Consider the following 24774-nt stretch of genomic DNA (forward strand, 5'->3'; position numbering starts at 1 on the left):
GGCGACCACGCGCGGGAACCGGGTTCATATAAAGTGCCCGCATCTCGAACCATAGCGAGGGAAGACTTGTCTTAGCAGTGAGCCGGCGTGCTATTCTCTGGCTCGCATTCAACGCTTTGGAGGACATATGAACCAACTGGACACGACCTTCGGCCACTCGACCACGAGCCTGGCCGCCCGCAACCGCGTACTGCGCAACACCTACTGGCTGCTGGCGCTGTCGATGATCCCGACCGTGCTGGGCGCATGGCTGGGGGTGCAGATGCACTTGAACCTCTTTGCCGCCAGCCCGATGATCGGCTTCGTGCTGTTCCTGGCGATCGCCTTCGGCTTCTTCTTCGCCATCGAGAAGACCAAGAATTCCGGCTGGGGTGTGGCTTTCCTGCTGGGCTTCACATTCTTCATGGGCCTGATGCTGTCGCGCCTGATCGAATACACGCTGGGCTTCTCCAACGGCGCCGGCCTGATCATGACGGCCTTTGGCGGCACCGCCATCATCTTCTGCGGCATGGCCACCATCGCCACCGTTTCCAAGCGCGACTTCTCGGGCATGGGCAAGTGGCTCTTCGCAGGCGTGCTGGTGATCCTGGTCGCTTCGCTGGCCAACATCTTCCTGCATCTGCCGGCGCTGCAACTGACCATTTCAGTGGTCGCCATCGCCATCTTCTCGGCCTACATCCTGTTTGACGTGCAACAGGTCGTCAACGGCGGCGAAACCAACTACATCTCGGCAACGCTGGCCATCTACCTGGACGTCTACAACGTCTTTGCCAACCTGCTGTCCATCCTGGGCATCCTGGGCGGCAACCGCGACTGATAGCGCAAACATTGCTTCATCAGCAATAAAATGCCGGCGAAAGCCGGCATTTTTTTCGTCTACAGCGGGGCGCTTACGCCGGCAAGTCGAACACGGCAATGGATTCCACATGCGCCGTATGCGGGAACATGTTGACCACGCCCGCGTACTTGAGAGCATAGCCACCCAGATGTACCAGCATGCCGGCGTCACGTGCCAGTGTTGCCGGGTTGCAGGAGACATAGACGATGCGCTTGGGCTTCAGATGTTGCTGTTCGGGCGGCAATTCCACCAGCGCCTTGCAGACTTCCATGGCGCCTTCGCGCGGGGGGTCGATCAGCATGCGATCGAACTTGCCCAGCGCCACGAAGTCCTCGGGCTTGGCTTCAAACAGGTTGCGGCAGTAGAAGCTGGTTTTGGCATCCACGCCATTGACCTTGGCATTGTCCAACGCGCGCTCGGTCAGCGCGGTGCTGCCTTCGATGCCGACCACTTCGCGCGCCAGGGTGGCGATAGGCAGGGTGAAGTTGCCCAGACCGCAGAACAGGTCCGCTACCCGGTCTTGCGGCTGCACATCCAGCAGGCGCAGGGCGCGCGCCACCAGTACGCGGTTGATCTGGTGATTGACCTGGGTGAAGTCGGTGGGCTTGAAGGGCATGCGGATGCCGAATTCAGGCAAGGTATATTGCAGGCGCGACTCGGCCGGATAGTAAGGCGCTGCCGTATCAGGCCCCTTGGTCTGCAGCCACCACTCGATCTTGTGCTCGTCGGCGAAGCGCTTGAGCAGGGCTTCATCTGCCGGGCTCAACGCCTCCATGATGCGCAACACCAGGACGGTGACCTTGTTGCCTTCATCACCCTCACCGACGGCCAGCTCGATCTGCGGCATACGGTCACGAATAGACAGTCCTGCCACCAGTTCACGCAGCGGCACCAGCATGGCTGAGACATTGGGCGGCAGGATTTCGCAAGTCTTCATATCGGCGATGAAGGACGAGCGTTTCTCATGGAAGCCCACCAGCACCCCACCCTTCTTGGCCACGTGGCGCACCGAAATGCGGGCGCGATAGCGATACCCCCAGGTCGGCCCGTAGATGGGGCGCAACATCACCTCGGCCTTGGTCTTGCCAAGGTGCCAGAGGTTGTCTTCCAGCACGCGCTGCTTCATGGCGACCTGGGCCGACGGCTCCAGATGCTGCATGGCGCAGCCGCCGCAGGTGCCGAAATAGTCACATCTGGGTTTCACGCGCAGCGAAGACTCGCGGTGCAGCGTGGTCATCACGCCCGCTTCCCACTTGGCTTTCTTGCGATAGGATTCGAAACTGACCCGTTCGCCCGGCAGCGCGCCTTCGACGAAAATGACCTTGCCTTGCGTGCCATCCTCGTTCTCGAGGTGACCAACGCCGCGCCCGTCCATGTCGAGCGACTTGATTTCAATGATGATGTCTTGTTGCATGAGGGAAACCACAGGGTAGGACCGAAGCCCGCTGCCGAAAACAAAAGCGGTATTGTCCGCGATCCGGGAGCGGGAGGGAAGCAGCAAGCGCATCCGGCCAATGCCGGCGCACAGAAATCCACTGCAATGAAGGAATGCGGCCTAGAACAGCGCGTCGCGACTGACACCACGCGAAGTCAGCAGGCGCTTGAGCTTGACCAGAGCCTCCTGCTGCACCTGGCGCACACGCTCACGCGTGATACCCATTTCGCCGGCAAGTTGCTCCAGCGTGGAAGGATCGTCGTTGTCCAGCCCGAAACGCCGGGCTACCACGACACGTTGCTTTTCCGACAAACTTTTCAGCCATTCGCGGATCAGCAAGGCCATTTCCTGGCTCTCGGCGCGGGTGTCGGGATGTTCTTCGACGGCGCTGGGCAACAGGTCCATGAGACTGGCCTGCGGGTCGTTGTCCAGCGGGGTATCCAGCGAGGCGGCATGCTCGGACAGCGCCAGCACATCCTGTACCTCTTCCACCGGACGGTCGACCAGGTGCGCGATGTCTTCCGCACTGGCGTCTCTTCCGTCACGTTGTTGCGCTTCCAGATGATATTTTGCGCGCAGGATCTGGTTCAGCTCGCGCACCATGTGCACCGGAAGCCGCACGGTACGGGCCTGATTCATGATGGCGCGCTCGATGCTCTGGCGTATCCACCAGGTGGCATAGGTGGAGAAGCGGAAACCGCGCTCGGGCTCGAACTTGTCGATGGCGCGCATGAGACCAAGATTGCCTTCTTCAATCAGGTCAAGCAGTGCCACGCCCCGATTGATGTAGTGCTTGGCGATCGACACCACCAGCCGCAGGTTGTGCTCGATCATTTTCTGGCGGGCCAGGAATTCACCGGCCTTGGCCCGGGTGGCGAAGTGCAGCTCCTCGGCCGCCGTCAGCAGGGGCTTGGCGCCGATCTTGTTGAGGTAATGCTGGGTGGTGTCGGTGGAGAGCTCGGCGGCGAGCACCTTCTTGAGCTCGTCCACGCCCTCGGCGGGGGCCGGTTCCCGGGGCTGGTCAGCAGCATCGCCGTCGATCACTTCCGGCTCTTCGATCTCCTCGATGGGATCGTCCATGTCCTCTTCATGAGGATCCTGGTCTGGCAAGTGATCGCGGCGATTGCTTGTCATACGCTAGCGTGGCGGTAAGTATTTGGAAGGATCAACAGGTTTGCCCTGTTGGCGGATCTCAAAATGCAGTTTCACGCTGTCGCTGTCGGATTTGCCCATTTCAGCGATCTTCTGGCCCTTGGTCACGGACTGGCCCTCCTTGACCAGAATGGTCTTGTTGTGCGCGTACGCCGACAGCAGGTTGTTGGTGTGCTTGATGATCACCAGGTTGCCATAGCCGCGAATGCCACTGCCGGCATACATGACCTTGCCCCCGGCAGCCGCCAGCACAGCCTGACCATCCTTGCCGGCGATGTCCACGCCCTTCTTGCCACCCTCGAAGGTGCCGACCACCTTGCCTTCGGCTGGCCACATCCAGGAGACACCTTCATCATCCACAGTCGCAGGCTGGCTGGCCGCGGCCGGCTTTTCGGCCGCATGCGGCGCTTCCGGCTTGGCTGCGGTCGCCGGGGCGGCTGTGGCCGGTGCCGCATCGGGCTTCTCCAGTTCGGCCAGGGCGCTCTCCGAATAGGCGCGCTTGTCACCCCGCGGACCGGTCTTGTTGCCGCCCGGGGCCATCGGCGCAGCTGCCGGCGCGGCAGTGCCAGGCGCCCCCAGCGGCTTGACGTCCAAGCCCGCCCCCGGTGCGGCAGCAACCGCAGCGGTCTGGACCGGCCCGGTGCGATCCGGCGGCGCCACGCGCAACACCTGATCGACCTTGATGTCGTTCGGATTGGTCAGGTTATTCCAGGCGACGATGTCGCGCCAGTTCTGCCCGACGTCCAAAGCGATGCGATAGAGCGTATCGCCCTTCTTGACCGTGTAGTAGCCACGTCCAGACGGAACCGGCACGGCCGGAGCGCTCACGGCGTCAGCCGGCCTGGCGGTGCTGCTGGTGCGATCGACCACCGGTGCCGGCTGCTGATTCGGTGTCGAGCCGCAGGCGGCCAGCAGACTGACGACACTGCCCAATACAGCCAAACGAATTTTCTTCATGCTCTTACGTTAGATTTTGTACGACGCTAGTTGACAAGCAGCCAGCGCCAGAAGTTCACCAGGGAAATGCGGCCCCCTCGCCTGCCCATCCGCTCTCTTCATCGACCCGCGGCTTGGATGCTTGTGCTTGTTGCCGCCCGTTCCCTGTTCGATGATACGTGGCGGACCTGATCTCCGCCGGTACTGCGCATTGCGTTCTGCGTTCTGCGTTCTGCGTTCTGCGTTCTGCGTTCTGCGTTCGCCGACACTCCCGAGATCACACCGTTCCCGGGCGCAACGGCACGAAATGGCACTGCTCCAAGGTAGTACGGCGCCAGTCGCGCTGGCCGACACGTTCAATCAGTTCCAGCACCTGCTGGCGTTCGCCCACGGGTGCCACCAGCCGGCCGCCAATGGCCAGCTGTTCCAGCAGGGCCTGCGGCACTTCCAGTCCGGCCGCCGCGAGGATGATGCCATCGAAAGGCGCAACCTGCGGCAGGCCAAGCATACCATCTCCGTAATGCAAGCGGAGGTTTGCCACGCGCAAGGGACGCAGATTGGTCTTGGCCAGTTCATGCAGGGGCTTGATGCGCTCGATGGAATACACCTCGCCCGCCACGCGCGAGAGCACGGCGGCCTGGTAGCCGCAGCCGGTACCGATCTCCAGCACCCGGTCCAGACGTCCGCCATGGCGGTTCTGGCGCATCAGCTCGATCATGCGCGCCACGATGTAGGGCTGCGAAATGGTCTGATGATGGCCGATGGGCAAAGACGCATCGATATACGCCTGGCTGGCCAGACCGGGCTCCACGAACATGTGGCGCGGCACCGCCTCCAGCGCCGCCAGCACCTTGGCATCGGCCACCCCCTGCTTGGCCACGCGCGCGACCATGGCCTTGCGCACCGCCTCGGAGGCCAGCGGAGAAGCGTGGTGCGAGGCATTGGTCTGGGTCACCGTCATCACGTTCCGGACCGCGGTGCGCGGCGCCGGGGCCGCACTCAGCAATGGCTGGGCCGGCGCCACCGGCGCGCGCGGCGGTGCCGGCGGCGGGCGCAGCGCCTGGGCCAGGCCCTGCTGCACCGGCTTCAAGGCGGCACGCTGCAAAGACTGGGCGGCATTCTTGGCCGCCGTCTGCGTGGTGGCCGGGGTACGGCCAGCCGCGTCCCGGCCGGCACCGGCGGTCTTCTTCTTGTCGACCACCGAGGACAGGCTCAGCGGAAAGCGGCTGGGCTTGTCGTTCATGCAAGCGCTTTCTTGAGGTTGTCCAGTTGTGCAGTATGGGTGAGATCGATCTGCAGCGGCGTGATGGACACATAGCCGTTGGCAGTGGCATGGAAATCGGTGCCCTCGCCGCCATCCTTGGCCGCCCCCGCCGGTCCGATCCAGTACAGGTCACGGCCGTGCGGATCGGTCAGCTTGTGGACCGGCTCGGACATGTGGCGCTTGCCCAGGCGCGTGGCCACGCTGCCCTTGATCTGCGCGTACGGCAGGTTGGGAATGTTGACGTTGAGCAGGTAAGGCTTGGGCAGGTTGTCGAAGCGGCGCTCCACGATCTCGCGGGCGATGCGCGCGGCCGACGCCAGTTCGCCCCAGCCCTTGTGCAGTTGCGAAAACGCAATGGAGGGGATGCCGAACAGGAAGCCCTCGGTCGCCGCCGCCACCGTACCGGAATAGAGCGTATCGTCGCCCATGTTCTGCCCCTGGTTGATGCCGGAGACGATCAGGTCGGGACGCTCCTTCAACAGTCCGGTGAGGGCCACGTGGACGCAGTCCGAAGGCGTGCCGTTGAGGTAGTAGAAGCCGTTGGGGGCCTGCTCCACCCATAGCGGACGATCCAGCGTCAGGGAGTTGGAGCTGCCCGAGCGATTGCTGTCGGGCGCCACCACGGTGATATCGGCGATCGGTGCAAGCGCCTCGGCCAGGGCATTGATGCCGGGCGCAAGGTAGCCGTCGTCGTTGCTGATGAGGATTTTCATGGGCTGAATTTTAACCGAAGCCGAGCCTTGGGCAGTCCCTCTTGCCGACATTCTCCTCCCCCGCGCACCCTCTATTCCTGCATGGTCAGTTCCTGATAGACATAGGCCGACAGCACCAGCTTGTCGCGCACCGTCAGTTGCGCAAATTCCACCCCGTACTGATGGAAATCGGCCTCACCCAGCGATTCTACCGCCCGCAACACCACCGGAAGCTCCAGCGGCAATTGCTGGTCCGCCACCGAAGCCACGAAGCGCAGCTTGCCCGTCACGCCCTTCTTTGCCGCCACCTTGCCGGAGAGCGAGGTCGCCACCAGCGAGGCGCCGGCCAGGCTCAGGTCGATCACGCTGGCCGCCAGCGGCTGACTGCCATCCACCGCCAGGTAACCTTCCGCGCCAACGGGCACGCGGGTAGCCTGACGGATCACAGTGGAACGGACTTCCCTGGGCAGGGAAAGATGCAGGTAGACGAACGGTGTGTGCTGATACTTCAGCAGTTGCGCCGCAAAGGCATAGGCACGGCGACCGGTCAGAGCGCGCACGACAAAGGCCTGCCCCTCGCGCAGGAAGATCTGCTTGCCCTCCTTTTGCGGTGCCGTGACCAGGATGCTGCGGTTGGGCAGGCAACCCACCAGCGAGACCGCATGGCGCTGGCCGACATCATCGGCAAACTGCAGCCAGAGCGTATCTCCGATCTGCCAGCGCACTTCGTCCAGGGTAATCACGCTTTCCTGGCCGCGCACCGCCGCCGAGGGCTTCAGAGGCTTCTTGCCGCCCTGCTTCTTGCGCAGCACGTCACGTGCCTGCGGCAGCCGAACCGATTCCGTATCCGGCTCGGCAATCCAGTTGGCATTGCGATACAGGCCATTCTCGATCAGGCCGGCCAGTTGGTCCGGCGTATCGATCAGGGTGCCCCGTGCCAGCAGCAGCTTGCCGGCTTCGTTGTAGATCGGCCAGGGCGCAGGACGGCCCAGAGCCAGTTCGGAGGCACGCACCGGCACCAGCGAGGTGTGGTCCGCCATGTCAAGCCTCCACCGCAGCGTCCTCGCCGCCAGCCGCTGCCGCCCGGCGCGCATCCTCTTCGCGGAAGAAGGCCTGCACCACCTCCAGTTCGCGCGTGCGCTTGAAGGGGGGCAGGCTCTGCCAGATGCGACGACCATAATTCTTGGTAATGATGCGCGGGTCGCAGATCATCAGCACGCCACGATCGCCCTCATCACGGATCAGGCGGCCAGCGCCCTGCTTGAGGTTGATGATGGCGGCCGGCAGTTGATGGTGCACGAAACCGTTCAAACCCTGCTTTTCCATCTCGCTGATGCGTGCAGCCAGCACCGGATCATCCGGCGGCGAGAACGGCAGCTTGTCGATGATCACCAGCGAGAGCGCATCTCCGCGTACGTCCACGCCTTCCCAGAAGCTCTGGCTGCCGATCAGCACGCCATTGCCCGCCGCACGGAAACGGTCGAGCAACTCCGTGCGACCGGCCTCGCCCTGCACGAACAGCGGGAAGTCGTGACCACGCGCCGCGAACTCGGTACGCAGGCGCTCGGCGGCGCGATTGACCGCGCGCAGGGTGGTGCACAGGAAGAAGCAGCGACCACCGGCGGCCTCGATGGTGGGCAGCGCGGCATCGATCACCGCATCCGTGTACTCAAAGGAATTGGGCTGCGGCAGGTTCTGCGGCACGTACAGAAGGCCCTGCTCGCCATAATTGAAGGGACTGGGCCAGGATTGCGCAGGCGCATTCCACAAGCCCATCTGGGCGGCATAGTGATTGAAATCTTTCTTCACTGCCAGCGTCGCGGAAGTGAATATCCATGAGCGTGGCGTACCCTCGCGCTGCTTGTTGAAGATGGGCGCGATGGACAGTGGTGTACGGTGCAGCTGCAGCGAGGACTGGAAGGCTTCCACCCACAGCACGTAAAAGGGTTTCTGGGCCGGCGGCTCTTCCTGCTCCTCGCCCGCTGCCTCCCGCTTGTTGTCGGCGGGCTTGGCCGCTGCCTTGGCGGCGGCTTCGGCCTGGATCTTGGCCAGCTCGTCGGGCGTCCCCCAGTTCTCCAGCTGGCGCAGCAATTCATTGGCGCGGTCACGGCATTGCTCGATGGTCTCGGCACGCTCGGCCTGTTTTTCCAGCACGGCGATCATGTCGTCCATGCAGTCTTTCAGGGTATCGAGCGCGGGGAAGAAGGCGCTGGAGGGAGCGATCTGGTTCAGCGCCAGCCGTACGGATTCTTCCGGGAAGGCCAGCCGCAGATCCCGCGCCGCCCGCTCCACCGGCGCCACCAGGCGCGCCCAGTCGGCACCGTCGCGGGCGTGCGACAGGCCTTCAGCCAACACGTCGCGGCACAGTTCCAGAATCTGCGAGGTGGAAATGGTTTCGCCGAAGAACAGCGTGGCGGTATCGGGCAACTGATGCGCCTCGTCGAAGATGACGGTGTTGGCCGAGGGCAGCAGTTCGGCGATGCCGGTGTCCTTGAGCGCCACATCGGCAAAGAACAGGTGATGGTTGACCACCACCACGTCGGCCTGCTGCGCTTCCTTGCGCGCCTTCATCACGAAGCAGTCCTGGTAGTACTGGCATTCAGCGCCAAAGCAGGTATCGCGGGTGGAGGTCACCAGATTCCATACCGAGGCCGTCTCGGGCACCTTGGTCAGCTCGGCCTTGTCACCGGACGAGGTGGATTTGACGAAGCGCGAGATCTCGCGCAGGTAACCGACATCCTCGCGTGCGGTCAGGCGACCGTTCTGCAGTGTGCGCTCCAGATGGAAATGGCAGACGTAGTTGCTGCGCCCCTTGAGCAGTGCCACAGAGACCGGTGCATGCAAGGCCTTGCGCACGGTCGGGATATCGCGATTGAAAAGCTGATCCTGCAGCGTCTTGGTGCCGGTGGAGACGATGGTCTTGCCGCCCCACAGCAGCGCAGGTACCAGGTAGGCAAAGGTCTTGCCGGTACCGGTACCGGCCTCGGCGATCAGCGTACCCTGGCTGGTGATGGCCGCGGCGATGGCCTTGGCCATTTCGGTCTGGGCATGACGCGGACGGTAGCTGCCGACGGCACCACCGAGGGGACCACCAGCACCGAAGAGGCGCTCGACCTCGGCATCATGGATGCCAGGTGCGTCGGGATTGGTACCCTCGGTCTCGGCGGGAACGGTGCGGGCGCGGCTGTCGGCCATGTCGGCGGGGGCGTCTGGAGCTGTCACTGCGGCAAACCTGTAGGAAAACACGTGCGGCGCAGACATCGGTGACACCGGCGCAACTTGCACGTCATTGGGGAACAAGGCGCTATTTTACGCGGAGTCGGCAGCGCGCCCCTGACTGGCATGAAAGATCCGTGCCAGCGCGCTTGAGAATTCGAGAGCGACGCCTGCACAGGCAGGCGGACAACGGGATTCAGGCGGGGATATCGGGTACCAGCTGCATCTTCAGCAGCGCGATGTGGTCCTTCAATTGCAGTTTGCGCTTCTTGAGGCGGCGCAGTTGCAGGTCCTCGGAACGGGCATCGCGGGTGAGCATGTCGATCACGCTATCGAGATCACGGTGCTCGACTTCGAGTTCGATGATGCGGCGCTGGATGTCTTCGCGATGCGTACTGGTCATGATGGCGGCTGGTTGCTGATGTGCTTGCTAGTGTAATGCACCCGCCGGTACACGCCAAATCGACGTGTACGGCGGAAGAAAAGTCCAGCCGCCAAGCGGCTTGCCTGCTTACTTGGCGACGGGCTGCTGCGATTGCTGCTGTTGCTGTTGCTGATCCAGTTGCTGTTGCTGCTTCTGCTTGCGCTCGGCACGTTCCCGCTCGTTCTCGGCCTTCTTGCGCTCTACTTCCAGGCGATGCTCCTCGGCTTGCTGGATGCGGCGCTGGCGTTCAGCGGCGTTGGCCGCACGGGCCGGTGCGCGCGCGGCTTCCTCGGCCTTCTGGCGCTGTACCTCGGCCTCATGCTGACGCACGCGGTAATCGGCGGGTACATCCTTGCTCTGGTCGATCCGCTGCTGCACTTCGCTGTTCTTGGCGCGGCTTTCCTTGACCTTGCGGGCGGAATCGGCCTCCTTCTGCTTCTGCTCGGCCAGACGACGGGCGGAATCCTCCTCGTCCTTGGCGCGCTGCTCGGCCAGCGAACGATCACGGTCATCCACTGCGGCCTGGCGCTGGAAGACCTTGGCCTCGTATTCCACGGCCTTGATGCCCTTGTCGGTCAGACGCTTGCGGTCACGCGCGGCTTCCAGGCAGTCCGAGACCAGGAACTTGGGATAGCAGGCACGCTGATCGAGGATGTAGCGCAGCTCGGCCGCCTGGCGATCCTCAGCCGCTTCCTCCAGCGCTTTCTGGGCCAGCTCGTCCGACTTGATGGACCCCGCAGGATAACGCTGCGCGATGGGCGGACGCGCTTCCAGTTCGTCGAAGCGTTCACGGCTCATCGTCGCTACCGGTGCCGCCGCCGGGGATACCGGGCTCGCCTGGGTCTGCGCCGGTTGCACGCCCGCAGCGGCCTGGGTCGATGCCTGCCCTTGCGCCATGGTGGCACCAGCGACCAGGGTCAGCATCAGGCCGCACAGGGAAGAGGTAACGCCTTTGGCATCGGCAAAAAGACCTTGCATGGATTTCTTGTTCATCAGATGGTTGTTCAGGAGAGGCTGTCGGCAATCGTGCGGCGATCCGCATCCAGGTATTCCTTCGACTGCATCTCAATGATACGTGAAACGGTGCGGTGGAATTCGTTGGAGAGCGTACCGACGGTGTAAAGCTCGTCCGGCTCCACGGCGGCCGACATGATCAGCTTGACCTTGTGATCATAGAAGACGTCGATCAGCCAGGTGAAGCGGCGCGCCTCCGAGGACATCGCCGCCGACATGCACGGAATGCCTGACAGGATCACGGTCTGGAAGCGGCTGGCCAGTTCCAGGTAATCGTTCTGCGAGCGCGGGCCACCGCACAGCGTGGCGAAGTCGAACCAGATCGCACTGCCCGCACGGCGCAGGGCGCGGATCTCGCGGGCTTCGATGTGTACGCGCGGATCTTCGTCGGCAGCTTCGGCGACGGCGGCAAAGGCGCTGCGCAATTCTTCATCGGTCTTGGCATTCAACGGGGTGTGATACACCTTCACCTGCTCCAGTACCCGCTTGCGGTAGTCGATGCCGGCGTCGATATTCATGACGTCCAGCTTGTCCTTGAGCAATGCAATGGTGGGCAGCATGCGGTCGCGATGCAGGCCATCCGGGTAGAGCGTGCTCGGCTCGTAGTTGGAGGTCATCACGAACGACACGCCATGGTCGAACAGGCCCTTCAACAGGTTGTAGAGGATCATCGCATCGGCGATGTCGGAGACGTGGAATTCGTCGAAACAGATCAGACGATACTTCTTGGCGATGCGCTTGGCGACTTCATCGAGGGGATCGGAAATCCCCTTCAACTCATCAAGCTGGCGATGCACGTCGCGCATGAATTCATGGAAGTGCAGGCGCGTCTTGCGCACCACCGGCACCACGGAATAAAAGCTGTCCATCAGGAAGGACTTGCCACGCCCTACCCCACCCCACATGTAGACACCGCGCGGCACCGCAGGCCGGCTGATCAGGCGCTTGAAGGCGGAGGCGCGCTGGGCCTTGTAGGCGACCCATTCCTCATAGGCGCGCTGCAGGCGCTCGATGGCGCGCAGTTGCGCCTCATCGGATTGATAACCGCGCTGGGACAGCGACTGTTCGTAGAATTGACGGACATCCATGGTGTGGTCTTGTAAAACGACAATGGGCGAGCCAGGCTCGCCCATTGGGTTGACATCTCAATGCGCACTATGCGGGCAACTCAAACCTGGCCATGCTGGCAGGCATGAGCGACCCGTATTGTCGCACTGATCGCGCATCAGAAGTTCAGTGCGCGCTTGTCGACGGCCAGAGCCGCTTCCTTGGTCGCTTCGGACAGCGAGGGGTGAGCGTGGCAGATACGGGCGATGTCTTCCGACGAAGCACGGAATTCCATCGCCACCACGGCTTCGGAGATCAGCTCGGAAGCCATCGGGCCGACGATGTGCACACCCAGGATTTCATCGGTCTTGGCATCGGCCAGGAACTTCACCATGCCCGAGGTATCGCCCAGCGCACGGGCGCGACCATTGGCCAGGAACGGGAAGGTACCGGCCTTGTACTGCACGCCTTCGGCCTTCAATTGCTGCTCGGTCTTGCCGACCCAGGCGATTTCCGGCGAGGTGTAGATGACCCAGGGAATGGTGTTGAAGTTGACGTGACCGTGCTGGCCGGCAATACGCTCGGCCACGGCAACGCCTTCTTCTTCCGCCTTGTGGGCCAGCATCGGGCCGCGCACCACGTCACCCACCGCCCACACGTTGGGCAGGTTGGTCTTGCAGTCGCCGTCCACGGCGATGAAGCCGCGCTCGTCCAGCTTCAGGCCCACGCCTTCGGCGTTCAGGCCAATGGTGTTGGGGGTACGGCCGATCGAGATGATCAGCTTGTCGAATTCGCCGGTATGGGCTTCGCCCTTGGCATCGGTGTATTCGACGGAAACGCTGTTCTTGCCGGCCTTGATGGTGCCGATCTTCACACCCAGGTTCACGGCCAGGCCTTGCTTGGTCAGCAGCTTCTGGGCTTCCTTGGCGATCTGTTCATCCACCGCACCCAGGAAGGTCGGCAGTGCTTCCAGCACGGTCACTTCCGCGCCCAGGCGACGCCAGACCGAACCCATTTCCAGGCCGATCACGCCGGCACCGATCACGCCCAGCTTCTTCGGCACTTCAGAAATGGACAGTGCGCCGGTATTGGAGAGGATCAGCTTTTCGTCGAACTCGGCGCCCGGCAGTGCACGGGCGTTCGAACCGGTTGCCACGATCACGTGCTTGGCAGTGATGGTTTCTTCGGCAGCGCCGGCGACCTTGATCTCGTAGCCATTGGCATCGCCCTTGACGAAGGAGCCACGGCCGTGGAAGAAGGTGACCTTGTTCTTCTTGAACAGGTACAGGATGCCGTCGTTGTTCTGCTTGACCACGGTGTTCTTGCGACCCAGCATCTTTTCCAGGTTCAGGCCCAGGCCCTTGACTTCGATGCCGTGCTCGGCGAAGCCGTGGCTGGCGTGCTCATAGTGTTCGGAGGATTGCAGCAGCGCCTTGGAGGGAATGCAGCCGACGTTGGTGCAGGTGCCGCCCGGTGCGGGGCCGCCCTTTTCGTTTTTCCATTCGTCGATGCAGGCGGTGTTGAAGCCCAGTTGCGCTGCGCGGATGGCGGCGATGTAACCGCCGGGGCCGCCACCGATGACGACTACGTCAAAATTCTTGCTCATGTGTGTATTCCTGATTCGTTGTGCGCATCCGCTCTGATCTCTTGGTCCGAAGCGGATGCAAAAAGGCGCTGAATGCCTGGGGGCCGTTCAGCGCCTCGCTCACGCCGTGATGGCCGGTTGCTTACAGATCCAGCAGCAGGCGTGCCGGATCTTCCAGTGCTTCCTTGATCGCGACCAGCGACAGGACGGCTTCGCGGCCGTCGATGATGCGGTGGTCATAGGACAGCGCGAAGTAGTTGATCGGACGGACCACGACCTGGCCGTTTTCAACCACAGCGCGTTCCTTGGTGGCGTGGATGCCCAGGATCGCCGATTGCGGCGGGTTGATGATCGGGGTCGACAGCATGGAACCGAAGGTACCGCCGTTGGAGACGGTGAAGGTACCGCCCGACAGTTCTTCGATGGACAGCTTGCCGTCCTTGGCCTTCTGGCCGAATTCACCGATCTTCTTCTCGATGTCAGCGATGGACATCTGGTCCGCATCACGCAGGATGGGCACGACCAGGCCGCGCGGCGAACCGACGGCCACGCCGATGTCGAAGTAGCCGTGGTAGACGATGTCATTGCCATCGACCGAAGCGTTGACGATCGGGTACTTCTTCAGGGCATGCACGACCGCCTTGACGAAGAAGGACATGAAGCCCAGCTTGACGCCGTGTTCCTTCTCGAACTTGTCCTTGTACTTGTTGCGCAGGTCGATGACCGGCTGCATGTTGACTTCGTTGAAGGTGGTCAGGATGGCGTTGGTCGATTGCGACTGGACCAGACGCTCGGCCACGCGGGCACGCAGGCGGCTCATCGGCACGCGCTGTTCCGGACGGCTTTCCAGACCGGCCTTGACCGGTGCGGCCACTTGCGCCAGGGCCGGCTTGGCGGCAGCAGCAGGTGCAGCGGCAGGCGCCGACAGGGCACCCAGCACGTCGCCCTTGGTCACGCGGCCATCCTTGCCGGTGCCGGTGACTTGCGAGGTCGACAGGTTGTTGTCGGCCAGCAGCTTGGCAGCGGCGGGCATGGCGACATCGCCCTTGGAAGCCAGCTCGGGAGCGGCAACCGGAGTCGGTTCGTTGGTGGCTTGGGGAGCGGGAGCGGCCTTGACTTCGGTCGGGGCCACTTGGGCGGATGCGTCGGTGTCCAGGATGGCGATCACTTCACCGGCCACGACGGTAGCACCGTCGGCCTTGATGATCTGGGTGATCACGCCAGCGTCCGGCGAGGGCAGTTCCAGCACGACCTTGTCGGTCTCGATGTCGATCAGGTTTTCATCGCGGGCGACGGGTTCGCCAACCTTCTTGTGCCATTGCAGCAGGGTTGCTTCAGCAACGGATTCCGACAACTGCGGGACTTTTACTTCGATTTGAGCCATTTTCAGGATTCTCCGATTTTCGGGTGATTTCGTTCTTATGGAAACAGGGACGCACTGCCCTCGCAGCGCGTCCCGTTTGCATCGATGATTACTTGGTCAGCACAAAGCCCTTGAGCTTGGCGAAGGCGGTTTCGATCAGTGCCTTTTGCTGTGCGTAGTGCTTGTCGTAGTAACCGACGGCCGGCGAGGCGCTGGCCGGGCGGCCTGCATAGGCCAGCTTCTGACCTTCGGAGAGATTCTCGAAGATGTTGTGCTGGATCTGCAGCCATGCGCCCTGGTTCTGCGGCTCGTCCTGTGCCCACACCAGTTCGTTGAAGTTCGGGAACTGCTTGAGGGCAGCGGCGAACGCCTTGTGCGGGAACGGATACAGCTGCTCGACGCGGATGATGGCGGTATCGGTCTGGCCACGTTCCTTGCGGGCGTTGACCAGGTCGTAGTACACCTTGCCCGAGCAGGCGACGATGCGCTTGACCTTCTTGGCGTCGATGGTTTCATCGACTTCCGGGATCACGGTCTGGAACGAACCCTTGGCCAGGTCGGACAGCGGGGAACCGGCATCCTTGTTACGCAGCAGCGACTTCGGGGTCATGATGATCAGCGGCTTGCGGAACAGGCGGATCATCTGGCGACGCAGCAGGTGGAAGATCTGCGCAGCGGTGGTGGGCTGCACGACCTGCATGTTGTTGTCGGCGCACAGCTGGAGGTAACGCTCGATACGTGCCGACGAGTGTTCCGGACCCTGACCTTCGTAGCCGTGGGGCAGCATCTGCACCAGACCCGAGGCACGGCCCCACTTCACTTCGCCGGAGCTGATGAACTGGTCCATGACGACCTGGGCGCCGTTGGCGAAGTCGCCGAACTGGGCTTCCCAGATGGTCAGGGTGTTCGGTTCAGCGGTCGAGTAGCCGTATTCGAAGGCCAGCACGGCTTCTTCGGACAGCACCGAGTCGATCACGGTGAAGGTGGACTGGTTCTCGGCCACGTTCTGCAGCGGGATGAAGGTACCGGCATCCCAACGCTCACGGTTTTGATCGTGCAGCACCGCGTGACGGTGGGTGAAGGTGCCACGGCCGGCATCCTGACCGGTCAGGCGCACGGCATAGCCGGAGGAGACCAGGCTGGCGTAGGCCAGGTGTTCGCCCATGCCCCAGTCCAGGTTCATTTCACCACGACCCATGGCGGCGCGGTCGTTCAAGACCTTCTCGACCAGCGAGTGCACCTTGAAGCCTTCCGGCACGGTGGTGATCTTGGTGGCCAGGCGCTTCAGTTCCGCCATCGGCACGGCGGTTTCGGCCGCATCGGTCCACTTGCGGTTCAGGAACGGCAGCCAGTCGACGGCATACTTGCTCTTGAAGTTGGTCAGCACCGGATCGATGGCGTGCTTGCCGGCGTCCATGGCGGCGCGGTAAGCCTTGACCAGTTCTTCGCCGCCATCGGCGGGAATGGTCTGCTGGGTCACCAGCTTGTCGGCGTAGAGCTTGCGGGTGCCGGGGTGCTGGGCGATCTTCTTGTACATCAGCGGCTGGGTCAGAGCAGGGGTATCTTGCTCGTTGTGGCCCAGCTTGCGGAAGCAGATGATGTCGACCACGATGTCCTTCTTGAACTTCATGCGGTAGTCGACAGCGATCTGGGTGGCGAACACGACGGCTTCCGGATCATCGCCGTTGACGTGCAGCACCGGGGCTTCGATCATCTTGACCACATCCGAGCAGTACAGGGTCGAACGGGAGTCGCGCGGGTCGGAAGTGGTGAAGCCGATCTGGTTGTTGATGACGATGTGAACGGTGCCGCCCGTGCCGTAGCCACGGGTCTGTGCCAGGTTCAGGGTTTCCATCACCACGCCTTGGCCGGCGAAGGCGGCGTCGCCGTGCACCAGGATCGGCAGCACTTGCGAACCATCCTTGTCGCCGCGGCGATCCATACGGGCCTTGACCGAACCTTCGACCACCGGGTTGACGATTTCCAGGTGGGACGGGTTGAAGGCCAGCGACAGGTGGACCGGGCCGCCAGGGGTGGAGACGTCGGAGGAGAAACCTTGGTGGTACTTGACGTCACCGGCCGGCAGGTCGTCAGCGTGACGGCCTTCGAATTCGGAGAACAGTTCCTGCGGGGTCTTGCCCAGGATGTTGACCAGCACGTTCAGGCGGCCGCGGTGGGCCATGCCGATCACGATTTCCTGCACGCCCTTTTCACCGGCGCGCTGGATGGTTTCATCCAGAGAGGCGATGAAGGACTCGCCACCTTCCAGCGAGAAGCGCTTCTGGCCGACGTACTTGGTGTGGAGGTAGCGCTCCAGGCCTTCAGCGGCGGTCAGGCGTTCCAGGATGTGCTTCTTCTTGTCGGAGGAGAAGCTGGGCACGGCACGGGTCGGCTCCAGGCGCTCTTCCAGCCAGCGCACTTCCGACATGTCGGAAATGTAGGTGAACTCGGCACCGATGGAGCGCGTGTAGGTGTCACGCAGCATCTGCAGCAGGTCGCGCAGGGAGGCGGTTTCCGGGCCGAAGTAGGTGTTGTTGATGTTGAACACGATGTCCATGTCGGCGTCAGTAAAGCCGTAGAAGGACGGATCGAGTTCGGGGATGTTGGGGCGTTCCTGGCGTTGCAGCGGGTCCAGGTTGGCGAAACGGGAACCGAGGTCACGGTAGCCGGCGATCAGCTGGGTAACAGCGACGCGCTTGCGGCCCATGTCGGAGTCGGCGGAAGCGATGACGGTGCGGATCGGGCCTTGCTTGGCACGTTCGGCGAAGGAAGCGATCACCGGAGCGTGGGCCACGTCAGGACGGGTGGAGCCGTCGGTAGCGGGAACGTGTTGCACGGCGTCGAAGTATGCACGCCAGTTGTCGGGGACGGAGCCGGGATTGTTCAGGTAGGCTTCGTACAGTTCTTCGATGTACGGAGCATTCCCACCGAACAGGTAGGAGTTGATGTTGTATTGCTCGTAGAGCTTTGTCATTTGCTCACCTTTCTTCGCGCTTCGCGAGATTAGCGGGTTTCTACACCTTCCGCGACACGGCCTGACCGGTTAGCGGATTGCATCAAGTTGTGGGGGAAGGACCTTGTCTACCTGAACTTCTGTACGTCATCCAGTCAGCGCATCGGAATTATATCTCCTAATATCAAATAAAAAAGCGAATCCTAAGGGATTCGCTTTTTTATTTGAAACCTGAAGCAAAAGGCGTTTCCGCCCACCAACGCCGGCCCGCAAAGCCTTGCTGCGCGGGCCCCGCTTCCCTCCCCCTTCACTCCCGGGAGACGGGAAGCGCAGCGCTGGAGCCGCCTTTGTTGTCCGGCCGACAAGGCAGACGGACAACATCCGGCGATCAGCGCTTGTCGATCGGGGGAACGTCGCGACGCGGCGAGCCGACGAACAGCTGACGCGGACGGCCGATCTTCTGTTCCGGATCCGAGATCATTTCGTTCCACTGGGCGATCCAGCCGATGGTACGGGCCATGGCGAAGATGCAGGTGAACATCGAGGTCGGGATACCCAGGGCGCGCTGCACGATGCCGGAGTAGAAGTCGACGTTCGGGTACAGCTTGCGGGAGACGAAGTAGTCGTCTTCCAGGGCGATCTTTTCCAGCTCCATGGCCAGCTTGAACAGCGGGTCGTCGTGCAGGCCCAGTTCGTTCAGGACTTCGTAGCAGGTTTCGCGCATCAGCTTGGCACGCGGGTCGTAGTTCTTGTAGACGCGGTGACCGAAGCCCATCAGCTTCACGCCGGAGTTCTTGTCCTTCACCTGCTTGATGAACTCGGGGATGTTTTCCACGGAGCCGATCTGTTCCAGCATGTTCAGTGCGGCTTCGTTGGCACCGCCGTGGGCAGGACCCCACAGGCAGGCGATACCGGCGGCGATACAGGCGAACGGGTTGGCACCGGAGGAGCCGGCCAGACGCACGGTCGAGGTCGAAGCGTTCTGCTCGTGGTCGGCGTGCAGGATCAGGATGCGGTCCAGTGCGCGCACCAGGACTTCGTTGACCTGATACTCTTCGCACGGATTGGCGAACATCATGCGCATGAAGTTGGCCGTGTAGGACAGGTCATTGCGCGGGTACACGAAGGGCTGGCCGATGCTGTACTTGTAAGCCATCGCCACCAGGGTCGGCAGCTTGGCGATCATGCGGATGGCCGAGACTTCGCGGTGGTTGGCATTGGAGATGTCCAGCGAGTCGTGGTAGAAGGCCGACAGCGCGCCCACCGAGCCGGTCAGCACCGCCATCGGGTGCGCATCGCGGCGGAAGCCACGGAAGAAGAAGTTCATCTGCTCGTGCACCATGGTGTGCTGGGTCACGGTCTTGACGAATTCTTCCTTCTGGGTGGTATTGGGCAGTTCACCGTGCAGCAGCAGGTAGCAGGATTCCAGGAAGTCGCAGTTCACTGCCAGCTGTTCGATCGGATAGCCGCGGTACAGCAGTTCGCCCTTGTCGCCATCGATATAGGTGATGGACGAGTTGCAGGAAGCGGTGGACATGAAGCCCGGGTCATAGGTGAACTTGCCGGTAGCGCCGTAGAGCTTGCGGATATCGATCACATCAGGGCCGATGCTGCCCTTGTAGATAGGAAAATCTACGGACGGAGAGCCGTCGGAGAACGACAGGGTAGCTTTGATATCGGTATTGGACATAGCTTTTCCTTTTGCTGGGATGGTGAAACCGTTAATCAAACGCCGCGACCGCAGGCCGGGCGTCATCGTGGCTCAGATGCGCCGGGTGGCCAGTGGAAACAGGCCGCGATCGGGCAAAATCGGTCTGGCTTGTGGCCAGGCACAATATTCGTGCAACAGTCAGGCAGTACGCAGTTTCTTCAGCAACGCATGCACTTGGGGCAGGTCAACCGCCGCTTCGGGCTCCTTGCGGGCCAGCAGCAAGTCCATCAAGTCGTTGTCGGTCAGGTCCATCAGGCGCGAGAAGGCATCGACCTCGTCGTCGCTCATCTGCGCCTCGTTGGCGTCGAGATAGCGGGTGAGGATCAGATCGTTCTCCAGCAGCCCGCGCCGCGCACGCCAGCGCAGTCGCGCCCGCTTGGCCGGATCATCCTGGTGACGCTGTTCAGTCATGAACTCGCTCATTTCTAGTCTTTCCATTCACTTCAACCGGACCAAAACCGAAGGAACCGGTCGGGGAAGCCGCTTGCAGCCCGGCTCCCCCTTGCTGCCGCCCGCCATGGACGGCGGGTCTGGCAGGCATCACACCGATCCGGCTTACACCGAACGGCGCACCATCAGTTCCTTGATCTTGCCGATGGCCTTGTTGGGGTTCAGACCCTTGGGGCAGACATCGACGCAGTTCATGATGGAACGGCAACGGAACAGGCGATACGGGTCTTCCAGGTTGTCCAGGCGCGCGCCGGTGGCTTCGTCGCGGCTGTCGGCGATGAAGCGGTAGGCTTGCAGCAGGCCAGCCGGGCCGACGAACTTGTCCGGGTTCCACCAGAACGACGGGCAGGAGGTCGAGCAGCAGGCGCACAGGATGCACTCGTAGACGCCGTCGAGTTCTTCACGCTGTTCGGGCGACTGCAGACGTTCCTTCTCGGGCGGAATGCTGTCGTTGATCAGGTAGGGCTTGATCGAATCGTACTGCTTGAAGAAGTTCGTCATATCGACGATCAGGTCGCGGATCACCGGCAGGCCAGGCAGCGGCTTCAGAACGATGGGCTCAGTCAGTTCGTTCAGGTTGGTGATGCAGGCCAGGCCGTTCTTGCCGTTGATGTTCATGGCGTCGGAACCGCACACGCCTTCACGGCAGGAGCGGCGCAGCGCCAGCGAATCGTCGACGTCGGACTTGATGCGTTGCAGGGCGTCCAGCAGCATCTTGTCGGTGGGCTTCAGTTCCACCGTCAGGTCCTGCATGTACGGCTTGTCGTCCTTGTCCGGATCGTAACGATAGATCTTGAATTTCAGGGTGCGAGTCATGTTGCGACCTCTTAGAAAGTACGTGCTTTAGGTTTGAAAGTCTCGACGGTCAGCGGCTGCATGTTGACCGGCTTGTAGTCGAGACGATTCCCCTCGGAGAACCACAGCGTGTGCTTGAGCCAGTTCACGTCGTCGCGCTGCTCGTAATCGCTGTGCGCGTGGGCGCCGCGCGATTCCTTGCGAGCCGCTGCCGAGGTGATGGTGGCCTTGGCCGTTTCGATCAGGTTGTCCAGTTCCAGCGCTTCCACGCGGGCGGTGTTGAAGACCTTCGACTTGTCCTTGAAGGAGACGTGCTTGCGGCGCTCGTCCAGCTCCATGATCTTGGTATAGCCTTCCTGCAGCAGGGCGTCGGTACGGAACACGCCGCAGTACTTCTGCATGGTGGCACGGATGTCGTTGGCCACGTCCTGCACGCGCTCGGAACCGGTGCTGCTTTCCAGGTGCGCAATACGTTCCAGCGAGCGGTCCAGGGCGCCGGCCGGGATCGGCTTGTGGCTCTGGTCCTGCAGGCGGCTGCCGACGATGTGGTTGCCGGCTGCGCGGCCGAAGACCACCAGGTCCAGCAGCGAGTTGGTACCCAGGCGGTTGGCGCCGTGCACCGACACGCAGGCGCATTCGCCGATGGCGTACATGCCCTGCACCACTTCCTTCATCGAACCACCCTTGGGCGCGACCACCTGGCCGTGGATGTTGGTGGGGATGCCACCCATCTGGTAGTGGATGGTCGGCACGACGGGGATCGGTTCCTTGGTCGCGTCGACGTTGGCGAACTTGTGGGCGATTTCCAGGATCGAGGGCAGGCGCTTCTTGATGGTATCGGCGCCGATGTGGCGCAGGTCCAGCAGCACGTGATCCTTGTGGGGACCGACGCCGCGGCCTTCCTTGATTTCCTGGTCCATCGAACGCGAGACGAAGTCACGCGGAGCCAGGTCCTTCAGGGTCGGCGCATAGCGCTCCATGAAGCGTTCGCCGTTGCTGTTGATCAGGATGCCGCCTTCGCCGCGCACGCCTTCGGTAATCAGCACGCCCGCGCCGGCCACGCCGGTCGGGTGGAACTGCCAGAATTCCATGTCCTGCAGCGGCAGGCCGGCACGTGCAGCCATGCCCATGCCGTCACCGGTGTTGATGAAGGCATTGGTCGATGCCGCCCAGATACGGCCTGCACCGCCGGTGGCGAACAGGGTGGTCTTGGCGTGCAGCATCATGATTTCGCCGGTTTCCATTTCCAGCGCCACCACGCCGAGGACGTCGCCCTCTTCGTTACGGATCAGGTCCAGCGCCATCCACTCCACGAAGAAGTGGGTCTTGGCGCGCACGTTGCGCTGGTACAGGGTGTGCAGCAGGGCGTGACCGGTACGGTCAGCCGCAGCACAGGCGCGCTGCACCGGCTTTTCGCCCAGGTTGGCGGTGTGGCCGCCGAACGGACGCTGGTAGATGGTGCCGTCCGGGTTGCGGTCGAAGGGCATGCCGAAGTGTTCCAGCTCGTAGACGGCCTTCGGTGCTTCGCGGCACATGAATTCGATGGCGTCCTGGTCGCCCAGATAGTCCGAACCCTTGACGGTATCGAACATGTGCCAGTACCAGTTGTCTTCGGACATGTTGCCCAGCGAAGCGCCGATGCCGCCTTGGGCAGCCACGGTGTGCGAGCGGGTCGGGAAGACTTTGGACAGGACAGCAACGTTCAGGCCGGCTTCGGCCAGTTGCAGCGAGGCGCGCATGCCGGAGCCACCGGCGCCGACGATGACCGCGTCAAAGCGGCGGGTAGTGATGGCGGATTTGATTGCAGCCACGATTAGTTTCTCCACAGAATCTGCGCGGCGTAGCCAGCGCAACCGATCAGCCACACGATAGTGGCAACTTGCAGGACCAGGCGAACGCCAACGGGCTTGACGTAGTCCATGAGCGCGTCACGCACGCCGATCCAGGCGTGGAAGAACAGGGCCATGAACACGGCAAAGGTAGCCACCTTGAACCATTGATGCGAGAACAGCGCCGCCCAGCCTTCGTAGCTGAAGTTGGTCGCCGTGAAGAAGCACACCAGCAGGATGACGGTATAGACAGCCATCACGACGGCGGTGGCGCGTTGTGCCAGCCAGTCACGCAGGCCATAGTGGGCGCCGACGACCAGGCGCTTGGGTCCGATGTTGTTATCAGCCATTTTCAGAATGCTCCGAACAGTTTCAATGCGACCAGGACCATCAGCGTGATGCTGATCACCAGGACAGTTGCCGAGGACTTGCGTGCGCTGTCCTTGTCCAGACCGACGTGGTTGTCCATGATCAGGTGACGGATGCCGGCGCAGAAGTGGTGCAGGTAGGCCCAGGAAAGCGCCAGGATGACGAGCTTGACGAACCAGCCCGAAGTGAAGCCCTTGAGATGGGCGAAGGTACCTTCCGAGAGCAGGCTGCTGTCCAACAGGAACAGGATGAAGGGCAGCATCAGGAACAGGAACAGACCGCTGATGCGGTGCATGATCGAGACGATGGCAGCCAAAGGCATGCGATAGCCGGCAATTTGGGTTAGGTGTATGTTACGAAATTGCGGCCGTTGTGGTTTAGCGGCTTCAGACATACAAGGTTCTCCTCAGTTTAAAACAATCATGCAATTTTCGCCGATTTTCGAAATCACCATCAACTTTTATTGCGCTTCGCAGCATGCCGAAAAGGCTTGACACCGGTCCTTCTGCACTGGACAGGCGCGTTGCACCTGAGGCCGGAATGACCGACCCGGCTTTGCTCAGCTCAACTCGCTTTGGTAATGGTGATTCGTCGTCAGGTACAGTCCGCGCCGCATTTCCACCGGCTTGTCGCCATAGGTAAATGAAGCCCGCTCCACACTCAGCAACGGCGTTTGGGGCGCTACGCCCAGAAACTCTGCGGCATCCTGATCCGCCCCGACGGCACGGATGCGCTCTTCGGCACGGATCATGCGTGTACCGAACTCGGATTCGAACAGACCATACAGAGGCCCGCGATATTCCACCAGGCGCTCGGCCGTCAGCCCCTTGAAGATGGCGCCAGGCAGCCAGATGTCTTCGAGGATGATGGGAACGCCGTTGAAGGATTTTACCCGGCGAATGAAAATGACGGAGTCACCCGACTTCATGTCGAGCTGACGGGCCACTTCGGCCGAGGCGCGTACGCGCCTGACTTCGATGATCTTGTTGGCGGGACGCTGCGGCTCGTCGCTGTCGGCCATGAGCCTGAGAAAGCGGAACTGCGCCTGCGTCTCGTGATGGGTGGCCACGAAGGTCCCCTTGCCCTGGCGACGCACCACCAGGTTTTCGGCTGCCAGTTCGTCGATGGCCTTGCGCACCGTACCCTGACTGACCTTGAACCGGCTGCCCAGCTCCACCTCACTGGGGATCAGCTCGCCCGGCTTCCACTCGCCCGCTTCCAGACGCTGCATGATGAGCGCCTTGATCTGCTGGTACAACGGACTGAAGGTGGGCGCCGGACTGGCAACACCCGCCCCCGCGGCTTGCGCGTCGACGTTGTTCGGATTGGGCAGGATCGAGCTCATAACCTCGAATTTCACCACAAAACTCCTTACGGCGTCCAGCAAAAACTAGGCAATAATATGTCTTATATAAGACATAAGATATTGATTGACAGCGGTCTTTCGCAAGCCTACACTCGCGAGCAACCTGAAGAGCCGCAAGGCAGGCAGGGAGCGATCTACCGGCCAGTAGACGATAACGAGAATCGCTCTCATCAAGACCTCTCCGATGCGACCACTTTCTGCAGGCAGAACACAAGTTTGACAGCTTTTTGATTTGTCGGCAGGACCCGGCCCGAAAGCACCTGACTCACTGCGTTTTCGACGGTATCATGGCGGCCTAACAAGAATTCGAGGAAAACCGCGCATTTTTCATGCGC

The 24774-nt window shown here is 62.1% G+C and carries 21 protein-coding genes; 1 reads left to right on the forward strand and 20 read right to left on the reverse strand.

Annotation, left to right across the window (positions count from 1 at the left end):
* The first annotated feature begins 127 nt into the window (after positions 1-127).
* The gene (locus tag GWL_RS11095) at positions 128-817 is read left to right on the forward strand and encodes a Bax inhibitor-1/YccA family protein (RefSeq protein ID WP_008329886.1); all 690 of its coding nucleotides are present in this window, start codon (positions 128-130) and stop codon (positions 815-817) included.
* A gap of 73 nt (positions 818-890) precedes the next feature.
* Here the strand turns inward: GWL_RS11095 and rlmD are convergent, their stop codons facing one another.
* From rlmD to GWL_RS11195, 20 genes are all read right to left on the reverse strand, one after another.
* A complete protein-coding gene (rlmD, locus tag GWL_RS11100) occupies positions 891-2252 on the reverse strand; it encodes a 23S rRNA (uracil(1939)-C(5))-methyltransferase RlmD (RefSeq protein WP_008329888.1) in 1362 nt (453 codons plus the stop codon).
* 141 nt (positions 2253-2393) lie between these two features.
* Positions 2394-3407: an RNA polymerase sigma factor RpoS gene (gene rpoS / locus GWL_RS11105; protein ID WP_034350447.1), complete on the reverse strand. Its 1014-nt coding sequence runs from the start codon at positions 3405-3407 to the stop codon at positions 2394-2396.
* 3 nt (positions 3408-3410) lie between these two features.
* Positions 3411-4382 carry a peptidoglycan DD-metalloendopeptidase family protein gene (locus GWL_RS11110; protein WP_008329893.1) on the reverse strand — a complete coding sequence of 324 codons (972 nt, stop codon included), beginning with the start codon at positions 4380-4382 and terminating at the stop codon, positions 3411-3413.
* Positions 4383-4638: 256 nt separating this feature from the next.
* Positions 4639-5604: a protein-L-isoaspartate(D-aspartate) O-methyltransferase gene (locus GWL_RS11115; protein WP_008329896.1), complete on the reverse strand. Its 966-nt coding sequence runs from the start codon at positions 5602-5604 to the stop codon at positions 4639-4641.
* A complete protein-coding gene (gene surE / locus GWL_RS11120) occupies positions 5601-6338 on the reverse strand; it encodes a 5'/3'-nucleotidase SurE (RefSeq protein WP_008329898.1) in 738 nt (245 codons plus the stop codon). The genes GWL_RS11115 and surE overlap by 4 nt, the downstream gene beginning before the upstream one ends.
* Positions 6339-6409: 71 nt before the next feature.
* The gene (locus GWL_RS11125; protein ID WP_008329899.1) at positions 6410-7357 is read right to left on the reverse strand and encodes a flagellar brake protein; all 948 of its coding nucleotides are present in this window, start codon (positions 7355-7357) and stop codon (positions 6410-6412) included.
* Position 7358: 1 nt separating this feature from the next.
* A complete protein-coding gene (locus GWL_RS11130; RefSeq protein ID WP_008329902.1) occupies positions 7359-9512 on the reverse strand; it encodes an ATP-dependent DNA helicase in 2154 nt (717 codons plus the stop codon).
* 217 nt (positions 9513-9729) lie between these two features.
* Positions 9730-9936: a YdcH family protein gene (locus GWL_RS11135; RefSeq protein WP_008329904.1), complete on the reverse strand. Its 207-nt coding sequence runs from the start codon at positions 9934-9936 to the stop codon at positions 9730-9732.
* Positions 9937-10044: 108 nt separating this feature from the next.
* Positions 10045-10950, reverse strand: coding sequence for a hypothetical protein (locus GWL_RS11140; protein WP_008329906.1), 906 nt, complete (start codon positions 10948-10950; stop codon positions 10045-10047).
* An 11-nt stretch (positions 10951-10961) separates the two neighbouring features.
* Positions 10962-12059: a cell division protein ZapE gene (gene zapE, locus GWL_RS11145; RefSeq protein WP_034350681.1), complete on the reverse strand. Its 1098-nt coding sequence runs from the start codon at positions 12057-12059 to the stop codon at positions 10962-10964.
* 137 nt (positions 12060-12196) lie between these two features.
* Positions 12197-13624 carry a dihydrolipoyl dehydrogenase gene (gene lpdA, locus GWL_RS11150; RefSeq protein ID WP_008329919.1) on the reverse strand — a complete coding sequence of 476 codons (1428 nt, stop codon included), beginning with the start codon at positions 13622-13624 and terminating at the stop codon, positions 12197-12199.
* Between the two features lie 121 nt (positions 13625-13745).
* Entirely contained in the window at positions 13746-14987 is a 1242-nt protein-coding gene (gene odhB, locus GWL_RS11155; protein ID WP_008329921.1) for a 2-oxoglutarate dehydrogenase complex dihydrolipoyllysine-residue succinyltransferase, read from the reverse strand.
* A gap of 88 nt (positions 14988-15075) precedes the next feature.
* The gene (locus tag GWL_RS11160; RefSeq protein ID WP_008329922.1) at positions 15076-17940 is read right to left on the reverse strand and encodes a 2-oxoglutarate dehydrogenase E1 component; all 2865 of its coding nucleotides are present in this window, start codon (positions 17938-17940) and stop codon (positions 15076-15078) included.
* 367 nt (positions 17941-18307) lie between these two features.
* Positions 18308-19609, reverse strand: a complete 1302-nt coding sequence (gene gltA / locus GWL_RS11165; RefSeq protein ID WP_008329923.1) for a citrate synthase — start codon at positions 19607-19609, stop codon at positions 18308-18310.
* 159 nt (positions 19610-19768) lie between these two features.
* Positions 19769-20053: a succinate dehydrogenase assembly factor 2 gene (locus GWL_RS11170; protein ID WP_008329929.1), complete on the reverse strand. Its 285-nt coding sequence runs from the start codon at positions 20051-20053 to the stop codon at positions 19769-19771.
* A gap of 132 nt (positions 20054-20185) precedes the next feature.
* Positions 20186-20896 carry a succinate dehydrogenase iron-sulfur subunit gene (locus tag GWL_RS11175; protein WP_006463281.1) on the reverse strand — a complete coding sequence of 237 codons (711 nt, stop codon included), beginning with the start codon at positions 20894-20896 and terminating at the stop codon, positions 20186-20188.
* An 11-nt stretch (positions 20897-20907) separates the two neighbouring features.
* On the reverse strand, positions 20908-22686 hold the full coding sequence (gene sdhA / locus GWL_RS11180; RefSeq protein ID WP_008329930.1) for a succinate dehydrogenase flavoprotein subunit: 1779 nt from the start codon (positions 22684-22686) through the stop codon (positions 20908-20910).
* Positions 22687-22688: 2 nt separating this feature from the next.
* Positions 22689-23054, reverse strand: a complete 366-nt coding sequence (sdhD, locus tag GWL_RS11185; protein ID WP_008329931.1) for a succinate dehydrogenase, hydrophobic membrane anchor protein — start codon at positions 23052-23054, stop codon at positions 22689-22691.
* Between the two features lie 2 nt (positions 23055-23056).
* Complete coding sequence (sdhC, locus tag GWL_RS11190; protein ID WP_034350450.1) at positions 23057-23467, reverse strand: succinate dehydrogenase, cytochrome b556 subunit; 411 nt, start codon at positions 23465-23467, stop codon at positions 23057-23059.
* A 165-nt stretch (positions 23468-23632) separates the two neighbouring features.
* The gene (locus tag GWL_RS11195; protein WP_034350451.1) at positions 23633-24418 is read right to left on the reverse strand and encodes a GntR family transcriptional regulator; all 786 of its coding nucleotides are present in this window, start codon (positions 24416-24418) and stop codon (positions 23633-23635) included.
* Between the last annotated feature and the right edge of the window lie 356 nt (positions 24419-24774).

This window comes from Herbaspirillum sp. GW103 (genome assembly GCF_000261365.1).
In the GTDB taxonomy this organism is placed as follows: domain Bacteria; phylum Pseudomonadota; class Gammaproteobacteria; order Burkholderiales; family Burkholderiaceae_D; genus Herbaspirillum.